Source organism: Streptomyces sp. DH12, from assembly GCF_020873895.1.
In the GTDB taxonomy this organism is placed as follows: Bacteria; Actinomycetota; Actinomycetes; order Streptomycetales; family Streptomycetaceae; genus Streptomyces.
The window spans coordinates 1-24,645 of record NZ_JAHWGT010000020.1 but is presented as its reverse complement, the minus strand read 5'-3'; the positions used below and the strand labels follow the sequence as shown (position 1 = coordinate 24,645).

Here is a 24,645-nt window from a genome sequence, read left to right as displayed (position 1 = left end):
GTGGCCCAGCTCAGTGGTTAAGTGTCCCTCACGCAACCGAGTGCTCGCGAAAGGGGCTGGTCAGCCGTGCCGGAACGGAACGTTCTGCGGCTGGCCGCAGGCTCCGCGGCCGCCGGTCTGGCCCTGGCCGCCACGGCGGCGGGTCTCGCCGGCCCCTGGGACGGGGGTCAGCGTACGGCCGAACGGCTCCGCGCGTCCGCCCCCGCCGCCACAGGTGGCGCACATCACGGCTCCGGCCCCACACGCGGCCCCGCCGGCGCCCTGCCAGGGGCGGCCCCCGCCCCCGCGCCCAGCGCGCCGGCCGTGCTCGCCCCCCTCGCGGCGCCCCGGGCCGCCGGAACCGCGGCATCCGCCCCGGCCGGGGTCCTCGACCCGCTGCTCCGCGCCCCGGGCCTCGGCTCCGCGCCCACCGCCACCGTGGTCGACGTGGCGACCGGGCGCCGGCTGTACGACCGGGGCGGGGCGACACCCATGGTCCCCGCCTCCACCGTGAAGATCGCCACGGCGGCCGCCGCCCTCTCCGCGCTCGGACCCGAACACCGCCTCACCACCACGGTGGTCGCGACGCCCGACGGCCGGGCGGTCACCCTGGTCGGCGGCGGCGACCCCACCCTCGACGCGCGCCGCCTGCGGGACCTGGCGGCCGGTACGGCGAAGGCGCTGCGCGCCCGGAAGGCGCCGGCCACCGGCCCCGCGCTGACGTACGACACCTCGCTCTACGCGGGCCCGGTCCGCCATCCCATAGGAGCCAACGACAACCTCGCCCCGGTCACCGCCCTCATGACGGACGCCGCCCGCCTCGACGGTTCGACGTCCGGCCCCGCCCCGCGCGCGCAGGACCCGGCGGGGCGGGCGGCCCGGCTCTTCGCCGACCTCCTCGCCGAGCAGGGCGTACGGGTCCAGGGGCCACCCGCCCCCGCCCGCGCGCCGCGGGGGGCGGCGCCGGTCGCCACGACCCGTTCCGCCCCGCTCGCGGCCCTCGTCGAGCGCACCCTGACGGCCAGCGACAACGACCTGGCCGAGGCGCTCGCCCGCGCCACCGCGCGGGCCACCGGCCACCCGGCGAGCTTCGACGGCGCCGCCCGCGCCGTCCGCGCCCGGCTCCGCCACCTGGGCGTCCCGCCGGACGGCGCCGTCCTCGCGGACGGCAGCGGCCTCGACCGCCGCAACCGCCTCTCCGCCCGCCTCCTCACCGCCCTCCTCACCCGGGCCGCCGCCCCCGCCGGCGCCGAGCTGCGCCCCGTCCTCACCGGTCTCCCCGTGGGCGGCTTCAACGGCACCCTGGAGGGCCGCTACGCCGCGGGCTCGCCCGGCGCCGGCCTCGTCCGCGCCAAGACGGGCACCCTGACGGGCGTCAACGCCCTCGCCGGCACCGCCGTGACCGCCGACGGCCGCCTCGTCGCGTTCGCCTTCCTCGCCGCGGGCACGCCGTCGCCGTACGAGGCCCAGCCGGCCCTGGACGCCCTCGCCACCGCCCTGACCACCTCCGCGCTCACCCCGGCACCGACCGGGCCCGCCGCCGCAACCGGCACTCCCGTACCCGGCACTCCCGTACCCGGCACCCCCGCGCCCGCCGTCCCCCGACCGGCGGCGCCCGCTCCGGTTCCCTGACCGGGGCGGGCGCCGGGCGCGCGCGAGGGACGGGCGGTGCGCCCGGGGCGTCCGCGGCCTCTCCCTCGCGGCGCGGACCACGTACGGTTGACGCATGACGAGCATCGGTGGTGCTGCTTCTGCTGGGATGGTCGACTGGAACCTCGCGGTGGCGACCGCGACCCGACTGGTACGGCCCGGGCCCGAGGTGAGCCGCGAGGAGGCCCGGGAGGTCGTCGCCGAGCTGCGGCGGCACGCCAAGGCGTCCGAGGAGCACGTCCGCGGGTTCACCCGCATGATCCCCGAAGGGCACGAGCCCGAGGACACCCCCGTCCTCGTCGTCGACCGGGCCGGCTGGGTCCGGGCCAACGTCGCCGGCTTCCGCGAACTCCTCGCCCCCCTCCTCGACAAGATGTCGGAGCGCCGCTCCGCGACCCCCGGCGGCGCCGTCCTCGGCGCGGTCGGCGGCAAGGTGACCGGCGTGGAGCTGGGCATGCTCCTGTCGTTCCTCGCCTCCCGCGTCCTCGGCCAGTACGAGACGTTCGCCCCCGCCACCCGCGAGTTCCCCGCCGGCGAGAACGGCGGCGGCCGGCTGCTCCTCGTCGCGCCGAACATCGTCCACGTCGAGCGGGAGCTCGCCGTGGATCCGCACGACTTCCGGCTCTGGGTGAGCCTCCACGAGGAGACCCACCGCACCCAGTTCACCGCGGTGCCGTGGCTGCGCGACCACCTCCGCGGTGAGATCCAGTCGTTCCTCGGCGCCACCGAGGTCGACCCCATGACCGTGCTGGAACGGCTCCGCGAGGCCGCCCAGTCCTTCACCGGCGCCCGCCCCGAAGGCGACGAGGACGACGGCGGCCGCTCCCTGGTCGAGCTGGTCCAGAGCCCCGAGCAGCGCGAGATCCTCGGCCGCCTGACAGCCGTCATGTCGCTCCTGGAGGGCCACGCCGACTACGTGATGGACGGCGTCGGGCCCCAGGTCGTCCCGTCGGTCGCGGAGATCCGCGAGAAGTTCCAGCAGCGCCGCGCCCGCGGGGCCTCCCGCCTGGACCAGGCGCTGCGCAAGCTCCTCGGCCTGGACGCCAAGCTCCGCCAGTACCGCGACGGGGAGCGGTTCGTCCGCGCCGTCGTCGACGAGGTCGGCATGGACGGCTTCAACCGCGTGTGGACCTCCCCGAACACCCTCCCCACCAAGGCGGAGATCGCCAAACCGGCGGACTGGGTCGCGCGGGTGCACCGCAGGGGGGAGTGAGAACCCGGTTCCGGCCGTCGGCGGACGATCGTCGCTCCTTTCACCCATCCGAGGGACCGTGGGGCTGGGATAGGCGTGCGATGCTCGGGTATCGGCCGTGTTCTGTCACCATCGACGCACTCTGAGTGACGACTTGAGTGACCGAACCCCCCGTTCCGACCGTTAAGACTCCGACCGAGGCACCCCCAAACACGAAGGACACCGGACATGGGTCCCCATCCTGCGGTCGCGGCGATACGCCTGGCGGTTCGCCGCGTACTCCACGACGTACTCAACGAGCTCTCCCGCGACACCGCCGACTCCCCCCCGGCGGGCGCCCCCGCGCGGACCCGCGCCGACGGGCCCCCGCTCGTCCTGGTCGCCTGCTCCGGCGGCGCCGACTCCATGGCGCTCGCCTCCGCCCTCGCCTTCGAGGCGCGCAAGCTGGCCGTCCGCGCCGGCGGCATCACCGTCGACCACGGCCTCCAGGCCGGCTCCGACCTCCGCGCAGCCGAGGTCGCCTCCCGGCTCACCGCCCTGCGGCTCGACCCGGTCGAGTCCGTCGCCGTCACCGTCGGCCGCGCCGGCGGCCCCGAGGCGGCCGCCCGCGACGCCCGGTACGCCGCCCTGGACGAGGCCGCCGAGCGCCTCGGCGCCGCCGCCGTCCTGCTCGGCCACACCCGCGACGACCAGGCGGAGACGGTCCTCCTCGGCCTCGCCCGCGGCTCCGGCATCCGGTCCCTGTCCGGCATGGCCGCCGTCTCCGGCTCCGCCGGCCGCTACCGCCGCCCCTTCCTCCAGCTGGACCGCCAGACCGCCCGCAAGGCGTGCCTGGTCCAGTCGCTGCCGGTCTGGGACGACCCGATGAACGCCGACCCGGCCTACACCCGGTCCCGGCTGCGCCACGAGGGCCTGCCCGCCCTGGAGAAGTCACTCGGCAAGGGGGTCGTGGAGGCCCTCGCCCGCACCGCCCAGCTCTGCCGGGACGACGCCGACGCCCTGGACACCTGGGCCGCCCAGGCCGACCCCACCGTCCGCGACGACGCCGGGCTCCTGGAGTGCGCCAAGCTCTACGCCCTGCCCCCCGCCGTCCGCCGCCGCGTCCTGCGCCGCGCCGCCATCGCCGAAGGCGCCCCGGCGGGCTCCCTGTTCGCCCGGCACGTCGAGGAACTGGACCGGCTCATCACCGGCTGGCGGGGCCAGGGCGCCATCAATCTGCCCGGCCGCGTCGTCGCCCGGCGGCAGGGTGGCAGACTGGTCATCCGGCAAGGCTGACCGAAAACGGGCCGAGGCGTCGGCCAGGAGGCCGACCAGGCCGATCCAGGCTGACGCAGGCTGCAACGAAAGTGACCCGGGTGAACCAGAACGACATGGGCGCCGACCTCAAGTCGGTGCTCATCACCAAGGAAGAGATCGACGCCAAGCTGGCCGAGCTGGCGGCGAAGATCGACGAGGAGTACGCGGGCAAGGACCTGCTCATCGTCGGCGTCCTCAAGGGCGCCGTGATGGTGATGGCGGACCTGGCACGCGCCCTGTCCACCCCCGTCACCATGGACTGGATGGCCGTCTCCTCCTACGGGGCGGGCACCCAGTCCTCGGGCGTCGTCCGGATCCTCAAGGACCTGGACACCGACATCAAGGGCAAGCACGTCCTGATCGTCGAGGACATCATCGACTCGGGACTGACCCTCTCCTGGCTGCTGTCCAACCTCGGCTCGCGCGAGCCGGCCTCCCTGGAGGTCTGCACCCTGCTGCGCAAGCCGGAGGCCGCCAAGGTGGCGATCGACGTACGGTGGATCGGCTTCGACATCCCGAACGAGTTCGTCGTCGGCTACGGGCTGGACTACGCGGAGAAGTACCGCAACCTCCCGTTCGTCGGCACGCTCGCCCCGCACGTCTACGGAGGCTGAACGGGCAGGGCCCGCCGCGGCCCGGGAACCCCGGCCGCCTTCCCGCCGTTGGAGGAAGGGAAGGCGGCCACGGGCGACGAAGCTGGGGTACCGTCCGAAGAACAGCTTTTTTCCCGCACCCGTGCTGACCCAGAAGCCAGCACGTAGTCTCACTCTCACAGCAGCATTTACCTACGGGCAGGAGGGACGGGGCGTCATCGCTCCGTATGGATGGACGTGAAGCGATACTTCCGTGGGCCGGTCATGTGGATCGTGCTGGCCGTCCTCGCCGTGGTCGTGTTGATGCAGGTCGTCGGCTCGTCGGGCGGCTACAAGACGGTGGACACCGGCAAGGTCGTTCAGGCGATCACCAAGAACCAGGTCGACCAGGTCAAGCTGACCACCGGCGACGAACAAATGATCAAGGTCGACCTCAAGGACGGCCAGAAGATCGACGGCAGCGACAAGATCCAGGCGAGCTACATCGGGACCCAGGGCTCCGACCTCGCCGCGACGCTGCAGCAGAAGTACGAGGCCGACGAGATCAAGGACGGCTACACGATCTCGCCGACGAAGCAGAGCGCCTTCGTCTCCGTGCTGCTCTCGCTGCTGCCCTTCGTCCTGATCGTCCTGGTCTTCCTCTTCCTGATGAACCAGATGCAGGGCGGCGGCTCCCGCGTCATGAACTTCGGGAAGTCCAAGGCCAAGCTGATCACCAAGGACACCCCCAAGACGACGTTCGCCGACGTCGCCGGCTCGGACGAGGCCGTCGAGGAGCTCCACGAGATCAAGGAGTTCCTCCAGGAGCCCGCGAAGTTCCAGGCCGTCGGCGCCAAGATCCCCAAGGGCGTGCTGCTGTACGGCCCGCCCGGCACCGGCAAGACCCTGCTCGCCCGCGCCGTCGCGGGTGAGGCGGGCGTGCCGTTCTACTCGATCTCCGGTTCCGACTTCGTCGAGATGTTCGTCGGCGTCGGCGCCTCGCGCGTCCGCGACCTCTTCGAGCAGGCCAAGGCGAACGCCCCGGCGATCGTCTTCGTCGACGAGATCGACGCCGTCGGCCGGCACCGCGGTGCGGGCCTCGGCGGCGGCCACGACGAGCGCGAGCAGACCCTCAACCAGCTCCTCGTCGAGATGGACGGCTTCGACGTGAAGGGCGGCGTCATCCTGATCGCCGCCACCAACCGGCCGGACATCCTCGACCCGGCGCTGCTGCGTCCGGGCCGCTTCGACCGGCAGATCGCGGTCGACCGGCCTGACATGCAGGGCCGACTGGAGATCCTCAAGGTCCACCAGAAGGGCAAGCCGGTCGCGCCCGACGTCGACCTCGCCGCGGTCGCCCGCCGCACGCCCGGCTTCACCGGCGCCGACCTGTCGAACGTGCTGAACGAAGCCGCGCTCCTCACGGCGCGCAGCGACCTGAAGCTCATCGACAACCACATGCTGGACGAGGCGATCGACCGCGTGGTCGCGGGCCCGCAGAAGCGGACCCGCATCATGTCGGACAAGGAGAAGAAGATCACCGCGTACCACGAGGCCGGACACGCCCTCGTCGCCGCGGCCTCCCCGAACTCCGACCCCGTCCACAAGATCACCATCCTGTCCCGCGGCCGGGCCCTCGGCTACACGATGGTCCTGCCGGACGAGGACAAGTACTCCACCACGCGCAACGAGATGCTCGACCAGCTCGCCTACATGCTGGGCGGGCGCGCCGCCGAGGAACTGGTCTTCCACGACCCGACCACCGGCGCCGCGAACGACATCGAGAAGGCCACCGCCACGGCCCGCGCGATGGTCACGCAGTACGGCATGACCGAGCGCCTCGGCGCGATCAAGTTCGGTGGCGACAACACCGAGCCGTTCCTCGGCCGTGAGATGGCGCACCAGCGCGACTACTCCGAGGAGGTCGCCGCACTGGTCGACGAGGAGGTCAAGAAGCTCATCGAGACGGCGCACAACGAGGCGTGGGAGATCCTCGTCGAGAACCGCGACGTCCTCGACAACCTCGTCCTCCAGCTGCTGGAGCGCGAGACGCTCGGCAAGGAGGAGATCGCCGAGATCTTCGCCCCGATCGTCAAGCGCCCGCCGCGCCCGGCCTGGACCGGATCCTCGCGGCGTACGCCCTCGACGCGGCCGCCGGTGCTCTCGCCGAAGGAGCTGGCGCTGACCAACGGCGCCGCCCCCGCGGCGACCGCCACGGCCGTCGACACCACCAAGGCGGCCGAGCCGGCCCCCGAGGAGCGCCCCGAGTCCTGACGGGGCTCCCGCCCCGGACCCGACCCGGAATGGATGCCGCGCCCACCAGGTTTTAGCCTGTGAGGGCGCGGCATTCGCGTACTCCTGGCAAGACGGAACGAGGCACCCATGACCGACCCGGTGACGCTGGACGGCGAGAGCGCGATCGGCGACTTCGACGAGAAGCGCGCGGAGAGCGCCGTACGCGAGCTCCTCATCGCGGTCGGCGAGGACCCGGACCGCGAGGGCCTGCGCGAGACCCCGGCCCGGGTCGCCCGCGCGTACCGGGAGATCCTCAGCGGCCTGTGGCAGGAGCCGGAGGACGTCCTCACCACGACGTTCGACCTCGGCCACGACGAGATGGTCCTCGTGAAGGGCATCGAGATCGTCAGCCTCTGCGAGCACCACCTGCTGCCGTTCCACGGCGTGGCGCACGTCGGCTACATCCCCGCCGAGAGCGGCAAGATCACCGGCCTGTCGAAGCTGGCCCGCCTGGTCGAGGTCTACGCGCGCCGCCCGCAGGTGCAGGAGCGGCTGACCACGCAGATCGCGGACTCGCTGATGCGGATCCTGGAGGCGCGCGGCGCGATCGTGGTGATCGAGGCCGAGCACATGTGCATGTCGGTACGCGGCATCCGCAAGCCGGGCGCGAAGACCACGACGTCCGCGGTGCGCGGGCAGCTGCGGGACGGGTCGACGCGGGCCGAGGCGATGAGCCTGATAATGGCGCGCTGACCCCGTCAGCCGGCCCCGTCCGTCGCCCCGGTCAGCCGGCCCCGCCCGTCGCCCGTCGGGGGCGGGACCCGCTCGTTCCCCGTCGTTTCGGCCGGCGCCTTCGGCGCCGGCCGTCGTGTCATGCCGGGGTGGCGGAGGGGGTGGTCGGGTCGTCGTCCTCGGGGAGCCGGCAGACGCGTTCCAGGAACAGCGCCGCCGCTATCACCGCGATCCCGGCCACCACCGCCGAACCGGCGTAGATGGCCTGGTCGCGGCGGGCGGGGACGTCCAGCGAGTCGAGCAGGAAGACGCCCACCCCGCCGTACATGCCGCTGACCACCGCGGTGACCAGCGCGCTCGCCTGGCCGAAGACGACCGCGCGGGCCGCCATCAGCGGCTCCACGCCCTTGGCGCCCGGCCGCCGCTCGCGCTGGGCCTTCAGCCGGGCCCGCAGGGACAGCGCGGTCGCCGCGAGGACGGCCGCGATGGCCCCGAGCACGATCGGCGCGGCCAGCGGGACGCTCGGCAGGGTGCCGAGCGCGTCCCACAGCCGCGCGCCTCCCCAGGACAGGACTCCGGCCACCACGAAGAGTCCGGCCAGTACCTTGACCCGCAGTTGCTTCACCGGTGTCCTTCGCCTGTGTCAGTACCGTGCGTGCGTGCGGTGCCCGCCGTGCCCCGCTGCTGCGAGGGGCGGCCCGGTCGGCGTGCCGCCCCTCGGACAACGATCAGTCCGGCAGGCGGAGTTCCAGGTCGTCCCGGACGGCGACGCCCTCCTGGCCGATACCCGCCAGCAGCTCGGAGACCCGGCCCGCGCCGGGCAGCTGGGCGTCCGGGTCGACGTCCAGCCACGGGCGGAGCACGAAGGCCCGCTCGCGGGCGCGCGGGTGCGGCAGGGTGAGCACGGGATCGTCCGAGACCTCGTCCGCGTACGCGACGATGTCCACGTCGATGGTCCGGGCGCCCCACCGCTGGGTGCGGACCCGGTCGAAGGCCTCCTCCACGGCGTGCGCCCGCTCCAGGAGCGACACCGGCGGCAGGGTGGTCTTCACGACGACGACCGCGTTGAGGTAGCGGGGCTGGGAGTCCGCCTCGACGCCCCAGGGCTCCGTCTCGTAGACCGGGGACACGGCCTTCACCCGGACGCCGGGGGTGTCCTCCAGGGCGTCGACGGCGCCCTGGATGTTCTCCAGGCGGTTGCCGAGGTTGCCCCCGAGGGACAGCACGGCGTACCGCGGGTTGGTCAACGTGGTGTCCGCCGCGTCGACCTGCTCCGTCACGGAGGCGGGCACCGGCTGTACCGTCGGGTCGCTGGGCGTGCGGTTCATACGCGGCTCCGGGTGATGGTGATGGTCACGTCGTCGAAGGGCACGGTGATCGGGGCGTCCGGCTTGTGCACGCACACCTCGACCTCCTCGACCCCCTGGTGCTTCAGGCACTGCTGGGCGATGCGCTCGGCCAGCGTCTCGATGAGGTCGACCGGCTCGCCCTGCACCACGTCGACGACCTCTTCCGCGACGATGCCGTAGTGGACGGTCTTGGCCAGGTCGTCGTCCGCGGCGGCGGGGCGGGTGTCGAGGCCCAGGACGAGATCCACGATGAACGTCTGGCCCTCCTCCCGCTCCCGGGGGAAGACGCCGTGGTGCCCGCGGGCCTTGAGGCCGCGCAACGCGACACGATCCACGCGAATCACTCCTGCTGTCGTAGGTCTGGCGGGCAGCCGGCCCGGGTGCGGCGGTCCGGTTGCCACCCGACGAATCTACCCGCGGGCACCGACACGGTCCGCGCACGGCCCCGCCGGCGGCGTTCCCACTCGCTCGCCTACCCCGCTCGGAGGGCTCACACCGCGCCCTCGGCGTCCTCCTCGTCGTCGGACTCGGCGAGTACGGGCGAGCCGTGGTGCGACCAGACCTTCCAGCCGTCCGGGGTGCGGCGGAAGACGTTCGTGGCGACGACGAGCTGCCCCACGAGCGGGCCCAGCTCCGCGCCGTCCTCGGCGGGCCCGCCGCTGAGGATGTTCTCCGTGCAGGTCACCAGCGCGGTGTCGGCGACGACGGAGACCTTCACGTCGGTCAGGAAGAACTGGATGTACTCGGTGTTCGCCATGATCAGCGCGTACGAGCGGAGCACCTCGCCCCGCCCGGTCAGCACCGGCCAGCCGGGGTGCACGCAGGAGACGTCCCCGTGCCGCTCGTCCAGCCACAGGTCGGCGATCTCCTCGAAGTCGCCGCGTTCCATCGCCTCGTAGAAGGCGGTGTTGGCCCGCTCGACGGCCTCGGTGTCGGTGCGCGCGCCGCCGCTCACGAGGCGGCGCCCTCGACGGCGCGGGCCACCCGGACCGCGTCCGCCGTCGCCCGCACCTCGTGGACGCGGACGGCCCAGGCGCCCTCGTGCGCCGCGATCGCGGAGACCGCGGCGGTCGCGGCGTCCCGCTCCCGGGCGGGCGGCGGGGCGTGGCCGTCGCCGGCGAGCACCCGGCCGAGAAACCGCTTGCGGGAGGCGGCGACGAGGAGCGGCCGGCCGAGGGCGCGCAGGTCGCGCAGGTGCGCGACGAGGGCCAGGTCGTGCTCCGCCCGCTTGGCGAATCCGAGCCCCGGGTCGACGATGAGCCGTTCGGGGGCGATGCCGCCCGCCACGACGGCCTCCACGCGCGCGTGGACCTCGGCGACGACCTCGGCGACGACGTCGTCGTACACGGCGAGGCTGTTCATCGTGTCGCTGAACCCGCGCCAGTGCATCACCACGAACGGCACCTGCGCGGCGGCGACGGCCGGGATCATGGCCGGGTCGGCCTGGCCGCCGCTGACGTCGTTGACCAGGGCGGCGCCGGCCTCGACGGCCGCGTGGGCGACGGAGGCGCGCATGGTGTCGACGGAGACGGTGACCCCCTCGGAGGCCAGGCCCCGCACGACCGGGACGACCCGCCGCAGCTCCTCGTCCTCGTCCACCCGGGTGGCGCCGGGGCGGGTCGACTCGCCGCCCACGTCCACCAGGTCGGCGCCCTGGGCGACGAGGTCCAGGCCGTGCTTGACGGCGGCGGTGGTGTCGAACCAGCGCCCGCCGTCGGAGAAGGAGTCGGGCGTCACGTTCACGACGCCCATGACCGCACAGCGGTCCCACTCCGGCAGGCCCTGGACCTCGCCCCGTCCGCGCAACGTACTCATGCACCCAGCCTAGGGGGTGCCCCGCCGATCGGGTCCTGGCGCCGGTGCCGGTGGGCAGGCCACCCGGGGCGGTGGGTGTGCGGTGCCGGAGGTGGTGGGTGTCCCAACGGGGGCGTGGCGTGTGCCGCCGGGGGTGGTGGGCGTCCCACCGGGGGCGTGGCCTGTGCCGCCGGGGGTGGTGGCGGGTGTCGGTGGGGCCGTCGGGCTCGCGGGTGGGCGCCGGGGGCCCGGAGGTGGTGAGCCGGGGCGGGGTCGCTCCGGCTCACCACCTCCGGGCCGGCGGGCTCGGGTCCCGACGCAGGCGCCCACCCGTCCCCGCCGACCCCTGCGGGGGCGGACCGACACGCCCCCTGCGGGCCGGTGGGCGGCCGGTCGCGCCGGTGGGCGACCGGTCCCCGAACGGGCGGGACGCCGTCCCGGGGGTCAGGCCGCGCGCATGTTCCGTTCGCCGGTACCGGGGGTGATGTGGGCGCAGGGGCGGGCCGTGCGGGTCGCGGCGCGGCGGAAGGGGCGGGGGAGGCTCAGGTTCACGAAGCCCTCGGCCTGCATCGCGGCGAAGCCGATGCGGGGCAGGTCGCGGCTGGTGCGGTACACGACGAAGCGCGGCTCCCAGCGGGGCTGGAACTTCGCGTTGAACTTGTACAGCGACTCGATCTGGAACCAGCGGGACAGGAAGACCAGCAGCCCGCGCCAGAGGCGCAGCACCGGGCCCGCGCCCAGTTTCTCGCCCCGGGCGAGGGCGGAGCGGAACATCGCGAAGTTCAGCGAGACCCGTGCGACGCCGAGCTGCGGGGCGGCCTGGAGGGCGGCGACGATCAGCAGCTCGTTCATGCCGGGGTCGGCGGCGCGGTCGCGCCGCATGAGCTCCAGGGACATCCCGTCGCGCCCCCACGGCACGAAGTGGATGATCGCCTTCAGGTCGCCGTAGGGCGAGGTGTCGCCGGTCTCGTCGGTCTTGTGGGCGGTGGCGATGACGGCGTCGCCGTCGTCCGGGTCGCCGATGCGGCCGAGGGCCATGGAGAAGCCCCGCTCGGTGTCCGTGCCGCGCCAGGCCGCCGCGGCCTGGCGGACGCGCTCCAGTTCGGCGTCGGAGAGGTCACGGGCACGCCGGACCCGGGTCTCGTAGCCGTTGCGCTCGATCCGCTTGACCATCTGGCGGACGTTGCGCATGGCGCGGCCCGACAGGGAGAAATCCGGGACGTCCACCACCGCCTCGTCGCCCAGCTCCAGGGCGTCCAGGCCTGTCTCGCGGGTCCACACCTGGCCACCGGTCTCGGAGCAACCCATGACGGCGGGGGTCCAGGAGTGGGCCTTGGCCTCGTCCATGAACCGCTCGATCGCGCCGGGCCACGCCTCGACGTCGCCGATCGGGTCGCCGCTGGCGAGCATCACGCCGGAGACGACGCGGTAGGTGACGGCGGCCTTGCCGCTGGGCGAGAAGACCACGGCCTTGTCGCGGCGCAGGGCGAAGTGGCCGAGCGAGTCGCGCCCGCCGTGCCGGGCGAGCAGCTCGCGCAGCCGCGCCTCGTCGTCCTCGGTGAGCCGCGCGACCGGGTGCTCGGGGCGGAAGGCCAGGTAGATGGTGGTGATCGCGGTGAGCAGGCCGAGGGCGCCGAGCGAGTAGCCGACGGTCCACGACACGCTGCCGCCGTAGGAGACGGGCCCCTCGACGCCGAACAGGCCGAGCAGGACGTGTTCGAGGCGGTCACTGAGGCCGGGGTCGCCCACCACCTTGCCCGGGTGGGCGCTGACGATGACCAGGCCCAGGCCGATGGAGCCGGCGCCCATCAGGACGAAGTTGGCGAGGGCGCGCCAGCGGCTGCGCGGGTCGGGCAGCGCGGCGAACTCCCGGCGGTGGCGCAGCAGCAGCGCCAGCAGCGCGAGGGAGAGCAGGACGCCGATGACGGAGTGGCGGTACAGGAACTGCGCCACGGCGCCCGCCGGGAGCAGGACGACCGCGGCCCGCCAGGCCCGCCGCTTGTGGCGCTTGAGGCCGTGGGCGAGGAGCAGCAGCAGGACGCCGACGCTCAGCGACAGCGCGGCGGACAGCGGCCCCAGCGTGCCGGGCAGCACCTCCACGAGGTCGTGGAACCTGCTCGCCCGGAAGCGGGGGAAGACCCCGGCGGCGATGTCGATCAGGCCGATGAACGTGCACGCGGCGCCCACGAGCGAGGGCACCTTCTCGGCACGCGGTCCGCGCAGGACCCGGCGCAGCCGCGCCGGAACCGATCCCGACTTATCCCCATCTACCGAAACAGACATGGCTTCCCGTGGCTCCGCGAGAGATCGACGTGTCCCTTCGGCCCGAGCTTCTCGGCGCCGGACAACCGGACTATGTGCGCTTTCTAGGACGGCGTGCCCGGGTGGGGGGTTCACTCGCGGCCCGGAAAATCTCGACTGAAGAAGAAGGCTTGGACGACGCATGGGTCTCACCAGTAACAAAGTCCTGGCGCTTGCCGTCCTGGTGGCCGTGGCGCTGTTCGCGCTCACGGTCTGGCTCTGGCCACGGCTCGCGCGGCGGGGCCCGAAGGCGGTGCTCGGCAGGGTGGGCCTGCTCCTGGTGACCCAGCTGTCGCTGTTCGCGGCGGTGGGGCTGGCCGCGAACAACTACTTCCTCTTCTACGGCTCCTGGGCCGACCTGCTCGGGCAGGAGCAGGAGATGGGCGTGGTCGTCGACCATTCGGCGGGCAGCCGGCACGTCCGGGTCGTCGAGAAGCGCGGCATGGACGTGCCGGGCGGCCACCACCCGGCGACGGGCGGTCAGATACAGAAGGTCGTGGTGGAGGGGCGTCGCTCCGGCATCGAGAGCCCGGCCTACGTGTACCTGCCGCCGGAGTACTTCCAGCCCGCCCACGCCCGGCGCACCTTCCCGGCCGCCGTCGTGCTGACGGGCTACCCGGGCACCGCGGAGAACCTCCTCAAGGGGCTGCGCTACCCGCGCACCGCCCACGACCAGGCCAAGGCGGGGAAGATGCAGCCGATGGTCCTGGTGATGCTGCGGCCGACGGTCGCGCCGCCGCGGGACACCGAGTGCGTGGACGTGCCGGGCGGGCCGCGCACCGAGACGTTCTTCGCCGAGGACCTGCCGGAGGCGGTCTCGCGGACGTACCGGGTCGGCACCAAGCCGCGGAACTGGGGCTTCATCGGCAACTCGACCGGTGGCTACTGCGCCCTGAAGATCGCCCTGCACCACCCGGACCGCTTCTCGGCGGGCGCCGGCCTGTCGGCGTACTACAAGGCGGCCGAGGACGTCACCACCGGCGACCTCTTCCGGGGCGACGCCACCCTGCGCAACCGGGCCGACCTGCTGTGGAGCCTGGACAACGTACGGCAGGGGGCCTCGTCGTTCCTGGTGACGACCTCGCGGCAGGGGGAGGGCAACCTGCGGGGGACACGGGACTTCATCGCGAAGGTGAAGGCCCCCGCGCGCGTGTCGTCGATCACGCTGGACAGCGGGGGCCACAACTTCGGTACGTGGAACCGCGAGATACCGCCCGCCCTGGTGTGGATGAGCGGGCGTCTCAGCGCGGCCTAGCGGGGTCCGGGCGCGGCCGGGGCGGCGGTGGTGCGGGCACGGGCGCGACGGCGGTGGCGGGGCCGGCACGGGCGCGGGGCCGGCGGTGGTGCGGGCACGGGTGCGACGGCGGTGGCGGGGCCGGCGGTGGTGGGGCACGGGCGCGACGGCGGTGGTGGTGCCGGCAGGGGCGCGGGGCCGGCGTGGGCGGTGCGGGGCACCTCTCAGGCTCCCGTGCCGTCCACCGAGCGGCGCAGGGCCTCGTGGAGCCGGGCCGGGGTGAGGACCCCGACGTAGCGCCCCCCGTCGGCCGGGTCCACGACGGCGACCCAACCCGCGTCGTACCGGAGCATCGCCGAGAACGCCTCCTTCAGGGAGCCGCCGAGCGGCACGCGCGCGTCCATGGGGCGCGTCCGCTCCCGGACCGCCCCCTCGCCGCCCTCCGGGAGCCAGCCGTACGGACGGCCGTCGGCGTCCAGGACCACGGCGCGGCCCTCCTCCGCGCGCGGGGCGGGCCCGTCCAGGCGTACGACCGGCGGATGGTCCAGGTGGCCCTGCTCCACCGGTGTGACCGCGAGCCGGCGCAGGGCGCGGTCGGCGCCGACGAAGTCCGCCACGTACGGGGTGGCCGGGGCGCCGAGGACGGTGGCCGGCGCGTCGAACTGCTCGATCCGCCCGTGCCCGTAGACGGCCATGCGGTCGCCGAGCCGCACGGCCTCCTCCAGGTCGTGGGTGACGAAGAGGACCGTCTTGCGCACCTGCGACTGGAGCTTCAGGAACTCCGTCTGGAGGCGCTCGCGCACGACCGGGTCGACCGCTCCGAACGGCTCGTCCATCAGCAGCACGGGCGGGTCGGCCGCCAGCGCCCGCGCCACGCCCACGCGCTGGCGCTGACCGCCCGACAGCTGGTCCGGGTACCGGTCGCCGAAGGCGCGCGGGTCGAGGCCGACCAGGTCGAGGAGTTCCGCGGCGCGGGCACGGGCCGCGGCGCGGCCTCTGCCGAGGAGGCGCGGCACGGTCGCGGTGTTCTCCAGGACCGTGCGGTGCGGGAAGAGGCCGACCTGCTGGATGACGTAACCGATGCCGCGCCGCAGGGCCACCGGATCGGTCGTGGCGACGTCCCGGCCGTCGACGAGTACCTGCCCGGAGGTGGGCTCCACCAGGCGGTTCACCATCTTCATGGTGGTCGTCTTGCCGCAGCCCGACGGGCCGACGAGGGTGACCAGCTCGCCCTCCGCCACCTCGAACGACAGGTCGTCGACGGCCGTGGTGCCGTCCGGGTACCGCTTGGTGACGTGCTCGAACCGGATCACTGCTCCCCCTCATGGCGTACTGGCCCTCGGCTGTGTGACGTGTGGTGACACGGGGACCCATGGTGCCCTGCCGGCGGCTTCCCCGGTGATTGTCGGTGGTGCGGGTTAGGGTCGTTGGCGGTCGGACACCACATCGAGGCGGGGAGGTGGGGGAGCGATGAGCGGATGTCTCGCGGCGAACGCGTGGATCTGCCCCGAGTACGTGGGCTCCCGTGCCCAGGAACTCACCGACGCGACCGCCCAGCACGTGTGGATCACGGTCGTCTCGGTGCTCCTCGGGCTCGCTGTCGCCTTCCCGCTGGCCCTCCTGGTGCGCGCCCGCCCGGCCTTCGCGGGACCCGTGCTCGGGCTGACGACGGTGCTGTACGCGGTCCCGTCCCTGGCGATGTTCTCCCTGCTACTCCCGCTGTTCGGGCTGTCGGCCGCGCTGGTGGTGACCGGCCTGGTGCTGTACTCGCTGACGATCCTCGTGCGGAACATCCTGGCCGGGTTGGAGGCGGTGCCCGCGGAGACGCGCGAGGCCGCCCGGGGCATGGGGTACGGGCCGGCGCGGCTGCTGTGGGAGGTCGAGCTGCCGCTGGCGCTGCCCGCCGTGCTGGCGGGGGTGCGGATGGCGACGGTCTCGACGGTCGCCCTGACGACCGTGGGGGCGCTCGTGGACTTCGGCGGTCTGGGCACGCTGATCACCAGCGGGCTGCAGAGCTTCTTCAAGGCGCAGGTGCTGACCGCCTCGGTGCTGTGCGTCCTCCTCGCGGTCACCGCCGACGCGCTGCTGCTGGGGCTCCAGCGGCTGCTGACGCCGTGGACCCGGGCGGCAGGCGCGCGGGGCCCGGCGTCGCGGAACCCGGCGCCGCGGGGCCGTCTGGGGAAGGCGGGCTGAGCGATGGGTGTGGTGGGCGACGCCTGGACGTGGCTGACGACCGGGGCGAACTGGCACGGTGAGGCGGGCATCTGGCACCGGCTGGCGGAGCACCTGTGGTTCAGCGGGACCAGCCTCGCCCTGGCCTGCCTGATCGCCCTGCCGACCGCCCTGTGGCTCGGGCACGTCGGCAGGGGCGGCGCGCTCGCGGTGAACGTCTCCAACATCGGCCGGGCGGTCCCCACGCTGGCGGTGCTGGTGCTGCTGACGATGACCCCCCTCGGCCGGCAGGGCGGCATACCGACGGTCATCGCGCTGGTGCTCTTCGCCGTGCCGCCGCTCCTCACCAACGCCTACCTCGGGATGCGGGAGGTGGACCGGTCGGTCGTCGAGGCCGCCCGCGGCATGGGCATGTCGGGCGGTCAGCTCTTCCGCACGGTCGAGCTGCCCCTGGCCCTGCCCCTGGTGATGACGGGGCTGCGGCTGGCCGCCGTCCAGGTGATCGCCACGGCGACGCTCGCCGCCATGGCGGGCGAGGGCGGCCTCGGACGGATCATCACCGCGGGTTTCCACACGTACGACACCGCGCAGGTGTTCGCAGGGGCGCTGCTCGTCGGCGCCCTCGCCCTGCTCGTCGAGGGCGTGCTGGCGGCGGCGGGCAGGGTGCTCGCGGGCCGAGGACGGAAACGGACGGAGACCTGAATCGTGAAGAGCAGAACCAGCCGCGTGGCCGGGGCGGCCCTGGGCGTGCTCGGCCTGACCGCGGGACTGGCCGCGTGCGGCGGCAACAGCCTGGAGGAGCGCGGCGGCGCGGCCGGGTCCGGTGAGCCCTCGGGCGGTGCGGGCGGCGGCGCGGTCGTCGTCGGCTCGGCCGGGTTCACCGAGTCGCGGATCCTCGCGGAGCTGTACGCGCAGGTCCTCGCCGACGCCGGATACCGCACGTCGATCAGGACGGTGGAGAACCGCGAGTTGTACCAGCCGTCCCTGGAGAAGGGCGAGATCGACGTCGTACCGGAATACGCGGCTACGCTTGCGGAATTCCTCAACGCGAAGGTGAACGGCCCGCAGGCGCCGCAGGAGAAGCCGGTCGCCTCCAGCGATGTCGCGGCCACCGTCGCCGCACTGGAGAAGCTCGCCGCACCCCGCGGACTGAAGGTCCTTCCGGCCGGTCGCGCCGTCGACCAGAACGCATTCGCCGTGAGCCGCGAATTCGCCGCGCAGAACAAGCTGCGGACCCTTTCGGACCTCGGCCGGTCGAAGGTCAAGGTGAAGATCGCGGCGGGTGACGAGTGCACCGTACGGCCGTTCTGCGCACCCGGCCTCAAGTCCCGGTACGGGATCGACGTGACGGGGGTCGACCCCAAGGGCGTGGGCACCCCGCAGGCCAAGCAGGCGGTGAAGGACGGCGTCGACCAGATGGTCCTCACCACGACGACCGACGCCACGCTCGACGCCTTCGGCCTGGTGATCCTGGAGGACGACAAGAAGCTCCAGAACGCCGACAACGTCCTTCCCGTCGTCAATGCGCGCGACGCCGGATCCCCGGAGATCGCCACCGCGCTCGGCGAGATCACCAAAGCGCTGACCACCGACGATCTCATCGAGTTGAACCGCAGGGTGGACACCGAGCGCGCGAAACCGGTGGACGTCGCCAAGGACTACCTGCGGGAGAAGGGACTGATCCGCCGGTAACCGCGAACGCCCCCCGAGTACGGAGAAGTCGGGGACTCGGCCCGGCCCGCAGCGCGCCCGCGAAACATTGCCGGGCCGACACCCCGAACCACACCTACGCACGGTAAATTTCAGGCCATGCCACGTGGACGCCACCGCCATTCCCCGCCCCTGCACCGGCTTCTGCCGCCCTCCGCGGTGGCCGGAGCGTCCGTCCTCTGCGCGTCGGGCGCCTGGCTCCTGGCCGATCCGCTGGCGCTGCGCCTGCTGGTCGCGGCCACCGCCGCCGCGGCCGTCACGGGCGCGGTCCTCATGCGGACCTGGGACCGCACGGCGGGCCGCCGCGTCGCCGAGCTGACCCGCGCACGCGCGAGCGACCAGTGGAAGACCGAGGAGCGCATAGCCGAGCTGGAAGCCGACCTGGAGGAGTCGCGCGTCCTGCGCGCGAAGCTCGACACGAAGCTGCGCGCCAAGCGGGTCGAACTCGCCGGGCTGCGCAATGAGCACGCGGAGCTGCTGCGCCGGTACGCCACCGCCGAGACGGAACGGGCCAGCGCCCTGGAGGGCCGCCGCCGGCTCGCCCTGGGCAGCTCGGCGGGCGCCTCCGCGGGTGCCTCGGCGGCCACCCCGGCCACCGGTGCGCCCGGCCCGCGGGAGCAGGCCCCCGCGTCCGGCACGTCGACCGCTCCGGCGTCCCCGGTCCCGGCCTCCGCGCCGTCCTCCGGGCCGACCGGGGCCGACTACCTGCGCGCCGCCCAGGCCCTGCGCCGTCTGACGCGCAACGCCGCCGCGCAGGAGGCCCGCCGGATCGCCGAGGCCGCGCTGCGCCCCGCCCCGGGCGGGACCGCCCCGGCGCCGCGCCCCGTGTCCGCCGCGGCCGCCATCGTCCCGTACGCCGCCCAGCGCCGCCCCGCCCCGCGACTGGAGGGCGGCTTCGACTTCTTCGGCACCCAGAAGGGCGCCGGCGGGCAGGGCGACGCCGGAGACGCCCGTACGGCGGGCGCCCGAACAGGGGAGACCGGAGCCGGGCAGGGCGGTGCCGGGCAGGGCGCCGGCGGGCAGGATGGTACGGGGCCGGGTCGTGGCGGCGGGCCCGCGGCCGCGCTGGAGGCCGCCGTCCAGCAGGAGGACCTGGCGGACGTCGTCGGCGAGGAGGCCCTTGCCGACCGGCGCCCGGACGGACGGCGCGACACGGAGCAGGCCGTGGGCCAGGTCATCGACCTGACCGCCCACGACGAGACCGAGCAGCTGGACGTGGTGCGGCTGCGGGACGCCGTCAACTCGTAGAGCACTCCGCTCGGGTGAAGGGCCGTCGGGCGGCTACGGCGACCGCCCCCGGCGGCCCGCACGACACGGCGGCGGCCGGAAAGACCCCTCCCCGGCCGCCGCCTACCGCTGTCCGCGCCTGCTTGTCGCCTGCTTGTCGCCTACTTGTCGATGTCGCCGACGACGAAGAAGAACGAGCCGAGGATCGCCACCATGTCGGCGACGAGCGTCCCCGGCAGCAGCTCCGCCAGCACCTGGACGTTGTTGTACGAGGCGGAGCGCAGCTTCAGCCGGTACGGGGTCTTCTCGCCCTTGGACACCAGGTAGTAGCCGTTGATGCCGAGGGGGTTCTCGGTCCAGGCGTACGTGTGGCCCTCGGGCGCCTTCAGGACCTTCGGCAGACGCTGGTTGATGGGGCCGGGCGGCAGCTCCGCGAGCCGGTCCAGACAGGCGTCCGCCAGCTCCAGCGCGTTGTGCGTCTGCTCCAGCAGGCACTCGAACCGGGCCAGGCAGTCCCCCTCCTGCCGGGTGACCACCTTCAGCGTCTCCCGCAGCTCACCGTACGCCAGGTACGGCTCGTCGCGCCGCAGGTCGAAGTCGACGCCGGAGGCGCGGGCGATCGGCCCGCTCACCCCGTACGCGTGCACGGTCGGCGCGGACAGCACGCCCACACCGCGGGTACGGCCCCGGAAGATCTCGTTGCCGAGGACCAGCCGGTCGTACACGTCCATGCGGGAGCGGATGGCGGCCACCGCCGCGCGGGCCCGGCCGAGCCACCCCGCGGGCAGGTCCTCCTTCAACCCGCCGACCCGGTTGAACATGTAGTGGATGCGGCCGCCGGAGACCTCCTCCATGACGTGCTGAAGGTCCTCCCGCTCGCGGAACGCGTGGAAGATCGGCGTGATGCCGCCCAGCTCCAGCGGGTACGAGCCGAGGAACATCAGGTGGTTGAGGACCCGGTTCAGCTCGGCGAGGAGCGTGCGCGTCCACACCGCGCGCTCGGGGACCTCCATGCCGAGCATCCGCTCGACGGCCATCACGACGCCCAGCTCGTTGGCGAACGCCGACAGCCAGTCGTGCCGGTTCGCCAGCATGATGATCTGCCGGTAGTCGCGCGCCTCGAAGAGCTTCTCGGCGCCGCGGTGCATGTAGCCGATCACCGGCTCGGCGTGCTGGATCAGCTCCCCGTCGAGGACCAGGCGGAGGCGGAGCACACCGTGCGTGGAGGGGTGCTGCGGGCCGATGTTCAGCACCATGTCGGTGCTCTCGGCGGCACCGCCGATGCCGACCGTGGTCTCCCTGTGCTGGGTGGTCTCCGTCATGCCGGACAGTATCCCCCGGCGGGCGCCCGCTGGAGGAGCCAGGTGAAGTCGCCGAGCCCGCCGCGGGCCGTCAGCTCCGCGGCCTCGCCCGCCGCGGCGAGGGCCCGGACGTACGCGGCCGGGTCGCGGGAGGCGAGCGCGAGCGGGGGCCGCTCCCCGGACACGCCGAGGCGGCGCAGCGCCTCCCGCTGGGGGAGCAGCGCGACGGGCCCGGCGGGCAGGGCGGAGGCGGGCGGGGCGGAGGCGTGGGGGGCGTCGGTGTGGCCTGGTGTTGCTGCCGCTGCCGCTGCCGCTGCCGCTGCCGCTGCCGCTGCCGCTGCCGCGCAGGCGTCCAGGGCGACGTGCGCCGTGATGTCGCACGTGCCGTTCGGTACCGGCGGCACCTCGCGCCCCTCGCGGAACCCGGCCAGGGTGCCGAACGGCGGACGGGCCGCCGCCGTGTGGGCGTAGTCCACGGCGACCGCGAGTCCGGCCGCGAGGCAGCCCACCGCGGCCGCCCACGCCTCGTCGCGCGGGCGGCCGATCTCGGCGCGTCCACCCGGTTCCCGCAGCGGCCACCAGCGGTCAAGCCATGCCGCGTCCGCGCCGGTCACCGGCGCGCCGAGCCGTTCGGCACCGTCCCGCCGCACCTCCACGTACCGCGGCGTGCCGTCGTCGTCGGCCTGGGCGACGTCGAGCGGGACGTTGTCCAGCCACTCGTTCGCGAACAGCAGCCCCCGCACTCCCGCCGGCGGACGCGCCACCCACTCCACGCGCGGATCCAGCCCCCGGGGGCGGGCCGCCTTCTCGACCGCGTACGCCCGTACCGGGAACCCGGGCGGCAGCGCGGCCAGCACCCCGGCCACCAGCTCGCCACGCCCCGCACCCATGTCCACGAACGCGACCCCGTCGCCCCCCAGCTCCGCCGCGACCTCTTCGAGGAGGCGGGCGACGGCGGCGGCGTACAGCGGAGAGGCGTGCACGGAGGTGCGGAAGTGACCGGCGGGCCCCTCGGGGCGGAGGTAGAAGCCGTCCGGCCCGTACAGCGCGGCCTCCGTCGCCGCCCGCCATCCCCGCCACTCCCGCGAGGGGCGGTCGTCGTCCCAGGTCACACCGTCACGCTCAGGGGTCTCGTCCGTCACGGGCCCAGTGTCCACCTTGGGGAGTAGGAGCCTCCGCACCGGATCGCACTCCCGGTTGACCCATGCACCTATCCCGTTTCCCTACGCTTGCTACGTGCAGCGCCTCTACGACTTCCTCCGCAGGCACCCCACGGGCGTCGACAGCTTCTGGGCGGTGATGCTCTTCGGGTTCTCCGTCCTGTGGGTGGCCCAGGTCCCGGAAGGCCCCGACGACGTGATCGGCGCGCTCATCGTCGCCGCCTTCGCGCTGGTCGTCGCGCTGCGCCGCCGCGCGCCCGAGAAGATGCTGCTGCTGGCCGTCCTCCTCGGAGTCGTCCAGCTCCTGGTGGACTTCCCTCCGAACCCCGCCGACTTCGCGATGCTCGTGATCATCTACAGCGTCGCCGCCCACGACGGACCGCGCTGGGCGTCCCGCCTGGCACTCGTCGGCGGGGCCTGCGCCGCGTCGGTCTCCCAGCTGCGCTGGCCCGTGGAGAACGTCTCCGTCGCCGGGCAGGTGTTCTTCACCGTCGTGATGTCCGTGCCCTTCGTCCTCGCCTGGGTGCTCGGCGACTCCATGCGCACCCGCCGCGCCTACCTGGCCCAGCTGGAGGAACGCGCGGCCCGGCTCGAACGGGAGCGGGAGGCCCAGTCCAAGGTCGCCGTCGCCGCCGAGCGCGCCCGCATCGCCCGGGAGCTCCACGACGTCGTCGCCCACAACGTCTCGGTCATGGTCGTCCAGGCCGACGGCGCCGCCTACGTCCTCGACACCTCGCCCGACCTGGCGCGGCAGGCGCTGGAGACCATCTCGTCCACCGGCCGGCAGGCCCTCGCCGAGATGCGCCGGCTGCTCGGCATCCTGCGTACGGGGGAACCGGAGGAAGCGGGGGAGTACGTGCCCCAACCCGACGTCCAGCAGATCGAGGACCTCGTCGAACAGGTCCGCACCGCCGGCCTGCCGGTCGACTTCAAGGTCGAGGGCACCCCGCGCCGGCTACCCAGCGGCGTCGAGCTCACCGCGTACCGCATCGTCCAGGAGGCGCTGACCAACACCCGCAAGCACGGTGGGCCGGACGTGGGGGCCAGCGTGCGGCTGACGTACTTCGACGACGGCCTCGGCCTGCTCGTCGAGGACGACGGGCGGGGCGCGGCGCAGGAGATGTACGTGGACGGCGGCGCCGACGGCCGGGGCCACGGCCTCATCGGCATGCGCGAGCGGGTCGGCATGGTGGGCGGCACCCTCGACGCCGGACCGCGACCGGGCGGCGGCTTCCGGATCAGCGTCCTGCTGCCCCTGAAGTCCGCCCAATAGCCCGGCGGCCGCAGTGGCCCGCGTGGCCCCACCAGGCTCGGTAGACCCAGTAGACCCAGTAGACCCAGTAGACCCAGCAGCCCCGATCGCCCGAGTGGCCCCAGTGGCCCCAGGCCCCACACCGCCCGCCGTCCCAGGAAGAGGACCCCAGAATGACGATCCGTCTGATGCTCGTGGACGACCAGGTGCTGCTGCGCACCGGTTTCCGCATGGTGCTGGCCGCGCAGCCGGACATGGAGGTCGTGGCCGAGGCGGGTGACGGCGTCGAGGCACTCCAGGTGCTGCGGTCGACGGCGGTCGACGTCGTCCTCATGGACGTCCGCATGCCGAAGCTCGACGGCGTGGAGGCCACCCGCCGCATCTGCTCGGAACCCGGCGCCCCCCGCGTCCTCATCCTCACCACCTTCGACCTGGACGAGTACGCCTTCTCCGGACTGAAGGCCGGCGCGAGCGGATTCATGCTGAAGGACGTGCCCCCCGCCGACCTCCTCGCCGCGATCCGCGCCGTCCACAGCGGCGACGCGGTCGTCGCCCCCTCGACGACCCGGCGGCTGCTGGACCGGTTCTCACCGATGCTCCCCAGCGGTGGCGCCTCCCGCCGGCCCGAGCACAAGGGCCTGGGACGGCTCACCGACCGTGAGCGCGAGGTCATGCTCCTCGTCGCCCAGGGACTGTCGAACGGCGAGATCGCCGCCCGCCTCGTCCTCTCCGAGGCCACCGTGAAGACCCACGTCGGCCGCATCCTCACGAAGCTGGAGCTCCGCGACCGCGTCCAGGTCGTGGTCCTCGCCTACGAGACCGGCCTGGTCCGCGCGGGCGGAGGGACCCTCCCCTGATGCTGCTGTGGATCAACGGGCCGTTCGGCGGCGGCAAGACCCAGACCGCCCACGAACTGCACCGCCGCCTGCCGGGCAGCGTCGTGTGCGACCCGGAGGAGGTCGGGTTCGGCCTGCACCGCATGACGCCCCGCCCGCTGCGCGCCGACTTCCAGGACCTGGCCGCCTGGCGGCACGGCGTGCACGAGGTACTGGACCTGGTGCTGCGCCGCCACGTCGGCGGGCCCGTCATCGCGCCGATGACCCTGGTCGAACCGGCGTACTTCGCCGAGATCGTCGGCCGGCTCCGCGACGACGGCCACGACGTCCACCACCACGCCCTCCTCGCCCGCCGCGAGACGGTCCTGCGGCGACTGACCGAGCGCGGCCTGGGACGCGGTCTGAAGAGGGAGAGCTTCGCCGTGGCCAAGCTCGACCACTGCCTGGAACGCCTCGCCCGCCCCGAGTTCGCCCGGCACCTCCACACCGACCACATGACCGTCCCGCAGGTCGCGGAGGAGATCGCCGCCTCCGCGGACCTGCGCCTGCTCCCCGACACGTACGGCCCGCTCCGCCACCGACTGCGCCGCCTCCGCATCGGCCTACGCCACATCCGCCTCGACTAGCCGGACCCTCCCCACCCCCCTCCCCCA

23 protein-coding genes are annotated in these 24,645 nt (G+C 73.8%); 14 read left to right on the top strand and 9 right to left on the bottom strand.

The window, feature by feature from the left end; genetic code table 11:
- The first annotated feature begins 66 nt into the window (after positions 1–66).
- The 6 genes from dacB (at position 67) to folE (ending at position 7,677) form a co-directional block, all read left to right on the top strand.
- A complete protein-coding gene (gene dacB / locus LPA54_RS19485) occupies positions 67–1,611 on the top strand; it encodes a D-alanyl-D-alanine carboxypeptidase/D-alanyl-D-alanine-endopeptidase (RefSeq protein WP_228979529.1) in 1,545 nt (514 codons plus the stop codon).
- Between the two features lie 94 nt (positions 1,612–1,705).
- Positions 1,706–2,842, top strand: a complete 1,137-nt coding sequence (locus LPA54_RS19480; protein ID WP_228979527.1) for a zinc-dependent metalloprotease — start codon at positions 1,706–1,708, stop codon at positions 2,840–2,842.
- A gap of 207 nt (positions 2,843–3,049) precedes the next feature.
- Positions 3,050–4,096, top strand: a complete 1,047-nt coding sequence (tilS, locus tag LPA54_RS19475; protein ID WP_228979525.1) for a tRNA lysidine(34) synthetase TilS — start codon at positions 3,050–3,052, stop codon at positions 4,094–4,096.
- A 95-nt stretch (positions 4,097–4,191) separates the two neighbouring features.
- A complete protein-coding gene (gene hpt, locus LPA54_RS19470; protein WP_228979778.1) occupies positions 4,192–4,731 on the top strand; it encodes a hypoxanthine phosphoribosyltransferase in 540 nt (179 codons plus the stop codon).
- Between the two features lie 210 nt (positions 4,732–4,941).
- Positions 4,942–6,963, top strand: coding sequence for an ATP-dependent zinc metalloprotease FtsH (gene ftsH, locus LPA54_RS19465; RefSeq protein ID WP_228979523.1), 2,022 nt, complete (start codon positions 4,942–4,944; stop codon positions 6,961–6,963).
- Positions 6,964–7,071: 108 nt separating this feature from the next.
- Positions 7,072–7,677, top strand: a complete 606-nt coding sequence (gene folE / locus LPA54_RS19460; RefSeq protein WP_228979521.1) for a GTP cyclohydrolase I FolE — start codon at positions 7,072–7,074, stop codon at positions 7,675–7,677.
- Between the two features lie 118 nt (positions 7,678–7,795).
- Here folE and LPA54_RS19455 read toward each other — a convergent pair whose 3' ends face one another.
- The 6 genes from LPA54_RS19455 to LPA54_RS19430 all read right to left on the bottom strand — a co-directional run bounded on the left by LPA54_RS19455 (position 7,796) and on the right by LPA54_RS19430 (position 13,082).
- On the bottom strand, positions 7,796–8,281 hold the full coding sequence (locus LPA54_RS19455; RefSeq protein WP_228979519.1) for a DUF3180 domain-containing protein: 486 nt from the start codon (positions 8,279–8,281) through the stop codon (positions 7,796–7,798).
- A gap of 103 nt (positions 8,282–8,384) precedes the next feature.
- Complete coding sequence (folK, locus tag LPA54_RS19450) at positions 8,385–8,984, bottom strand: 2-amino-4-hydroxy-6-hydroxymethyldihydropteridine diphosphokinase (RefSeq protein ID WP_228979517.1); 600 nt, start codon at positions 8,982–8,984, stop codon at positions 8,385–8,387.
- Complete coding sequence (gene folB / locus LPA54_RS19445) at positions 8,981–9,340, bottom strand: dihydroneopterin aldolase (RefSeq protein ID WP_228979516.1); 360 nt, start codon at positions 9,338–9,340, stop codon at positions 8,981–8,983. The genes folK and folB overlap by 4 nt, the downstream gene beginning before the upstream one ends.
- A 155-nt stretch (positions 9,341–9,495) precedes the next feature.
- Positions 9,496–9,960 (bottom strand): nuclear transport factor 2 family protein, encoded by a 465-nt coding sequence (locus tag LPA54_RS19440; RefSeq protein ID WP_308112875.1) that lies wholly within the window; start codon positions 9,958–9,960, stop codon positions 9,496–9,498.
- The gene (gene folP / locus LPA54_RS19435) at positions 9,957–10,820 is read right to left on the bottom strand and encodes a dihydropteroate synthase (RefSeq protein WP_228979514.1); all 864 of its coding nucleotides are present in this window, start codon (positions 10,818–10,820) and stop codon (positions 9,957–9,959) included. The genes LPA54_RS19440 and folP overlap by 4 nt, the downstream gene beginning before the upstream one ends.
- A 423-nt stretch (positions 10,821–11,243) precedes the next feature.
- Positions 11,244–13,082 carry a phosphatidylglycerol lysyltransferase domain-containing protein gene (locus LPA54_RS19430; RefSeq protein ID WP_228979513.1) on the bottom strand — a complete coding sequence of 613 codons (1,839 nt, stop codon included), beginning with the start codon at positions 13,080–13,082 and terminating at the stop codon, positions 11,244–11,246.
- A 160-nt stretch (positions 13,083–13,242) separates the two neighbouring features.
- On the opposite strand from LPA54_RS19430, the gene LPA54_RS19425 reads away from it, so the two are divergent.
- A complete protein-coding gene (locus LPA54_RS19425) occupies positions 13,243–14,355 on the top strand; it encodes an esterase family protein (protein ID WP_228979511.1) in 1,113 nt (370 codons plus the stop codon).
- A 203-nt stretch (positions 14,356–14,558) separates the two neighbouring features.
- Here the strand turns inward: LPA54_RS19425 and LPA54_RS19420 are convergent, their stop codons facing one another.
- Complete coding sequence (locus LPA54_RS19420) at positions 14,559–15,647, bottom strand: ABC transporter ATP-binding protein (protein ID WP_228979509.1); 1,089 nt, start codon at positions 15,645–15,647, stop codon at positions 14,559–14,561.
- 157 nt (positions 15,648–15,804) lie between these two features.
- Between LPA54_RS19420 and LPA54_RS19415 the strand changes: the two genes are divergently transcribed.
- From LPA54_RS19415 to LPA54_RS19400, 4 genes are all read left to right on the top strand, one after another.
- Complete coding sequence (locus LPA54_RS19415; protein WP_228979507.1) at positions 15,805–16,527, top strand: ABC transporter permease; 723 nt, start codon at positions 15,805–15,807, stop codon at positions 16,525–16,527.
- A 3-nt stretch (positions 16,528–16,530) separates the two neighbouring features.
- Positions 16,531–17,208, top strand: a complete 678-nt coding sequence (locus LPA54_RS19410) for an ABC transporter permease (protein WP_228979504.1) — start codon at positions 16,531–16,533, stop codon at positions 17,206–17,208.
- 3 nt (positions 17,209–17,211) lie between these two features.
- On the top strand, positions 17,212–18,198 hold the full coding sequence (locus LPA54_RS19405; RefSeq protein WP_228979501.1) for an ABC transporter substrate-binding protein: 987 nt from the start codon (positions 17,212–17,214) through the stop codon (positions 18,196–18,198).
- Positions 18,199–18,315: 117 nt separating this feature from the next.
- On the top strand, positions 18,316–19,464 hold the full coding sequence (locus tag LPA54_RS19400; protein ID WP_228979499.1) for a hypothetical protein: 1,149 nt from the start codon (positions 18,316–18,318) through the stop codon (positions 19,462–19,464).
- Positions 19,465–19,604: 140 nt separating this feature from the next.
- Here the strand turns inward: LPA54_RS19400 and LPA54_RS19395 are convergent, their stop codons facing one another.
- A complete protein-coding gene (locus LPA54_RS19395) occupies positions 19,605–20,765 on the bottom strand; it encodes an NADH-quinone oxidoreductase subunit D (RefSeq protein WP_228979495.1) in 1,161 nt (386 codons plus the stop codon).
- Positions 20,762–21,886, bottom strand: a complete 1,125-nt coding sequence (locus LPA54_RS19390; RefSeq protein ID WP_228979492.1) for an SAM-dependent methyltransferase — start codon at positions 21,884–21,886, stop codon at positions 20,762–20,764. Before LPA54_RS19390 ends, LPA54_RS19395 begins: the two co-directional genes overlap by 4 nt.
- 94 nt (positions 21,887–21,980) lie before the next feature.
- Between LPA54_RS19390 and LPA54_RS19385 the strand changes: the two genes are divergently transcribed.
- From LPA54_RS19385 to LPA54_RS19375, 3 genes are all read left to right on the top strand, one after another.
- Positions 21,981–23,177, top strand: coding sequence for a sensor histidine kinase (locus LPA54_RS19385; RefSeq protein WP_228979489.1), 1,197 nt, complete (start codon positions 21,981–21,983; stop codon positions 23,175–23,177).
- A gap of 152 nt (positions 23,178–23,329) precedes the next feature.
- Positions 23,330–24,013 carry a response regulator transcription factor gene (locus LPA54_RS19380; protein WP_228979487.1) on the top strand — a complete coding sequence of 228 codons (684 nt, stop codon included), beginning with the start codon at positions 23,330–23,332 and terminating at the stop codon, positions 24,011–24,013.
- The gene (locus LPA54_RS19375; RefSeq protein ID WP_228979485.1) at positions 24,013–24,618 is read left to right on the top strand and encodes an AAA family ATPase; all 606 of its coding nucleotides are present in this window, start codon (positions 24,013–24,015) and stop codon (positions 24,616–24,618) included. The genes LPA54_RS19380 and LPA54_RS19375 overlap by 1 nt, the downstream gene beginning before the upstream one ends.
- Positions 24,619–24,645 lie beyond the last annotated feature (27 nt).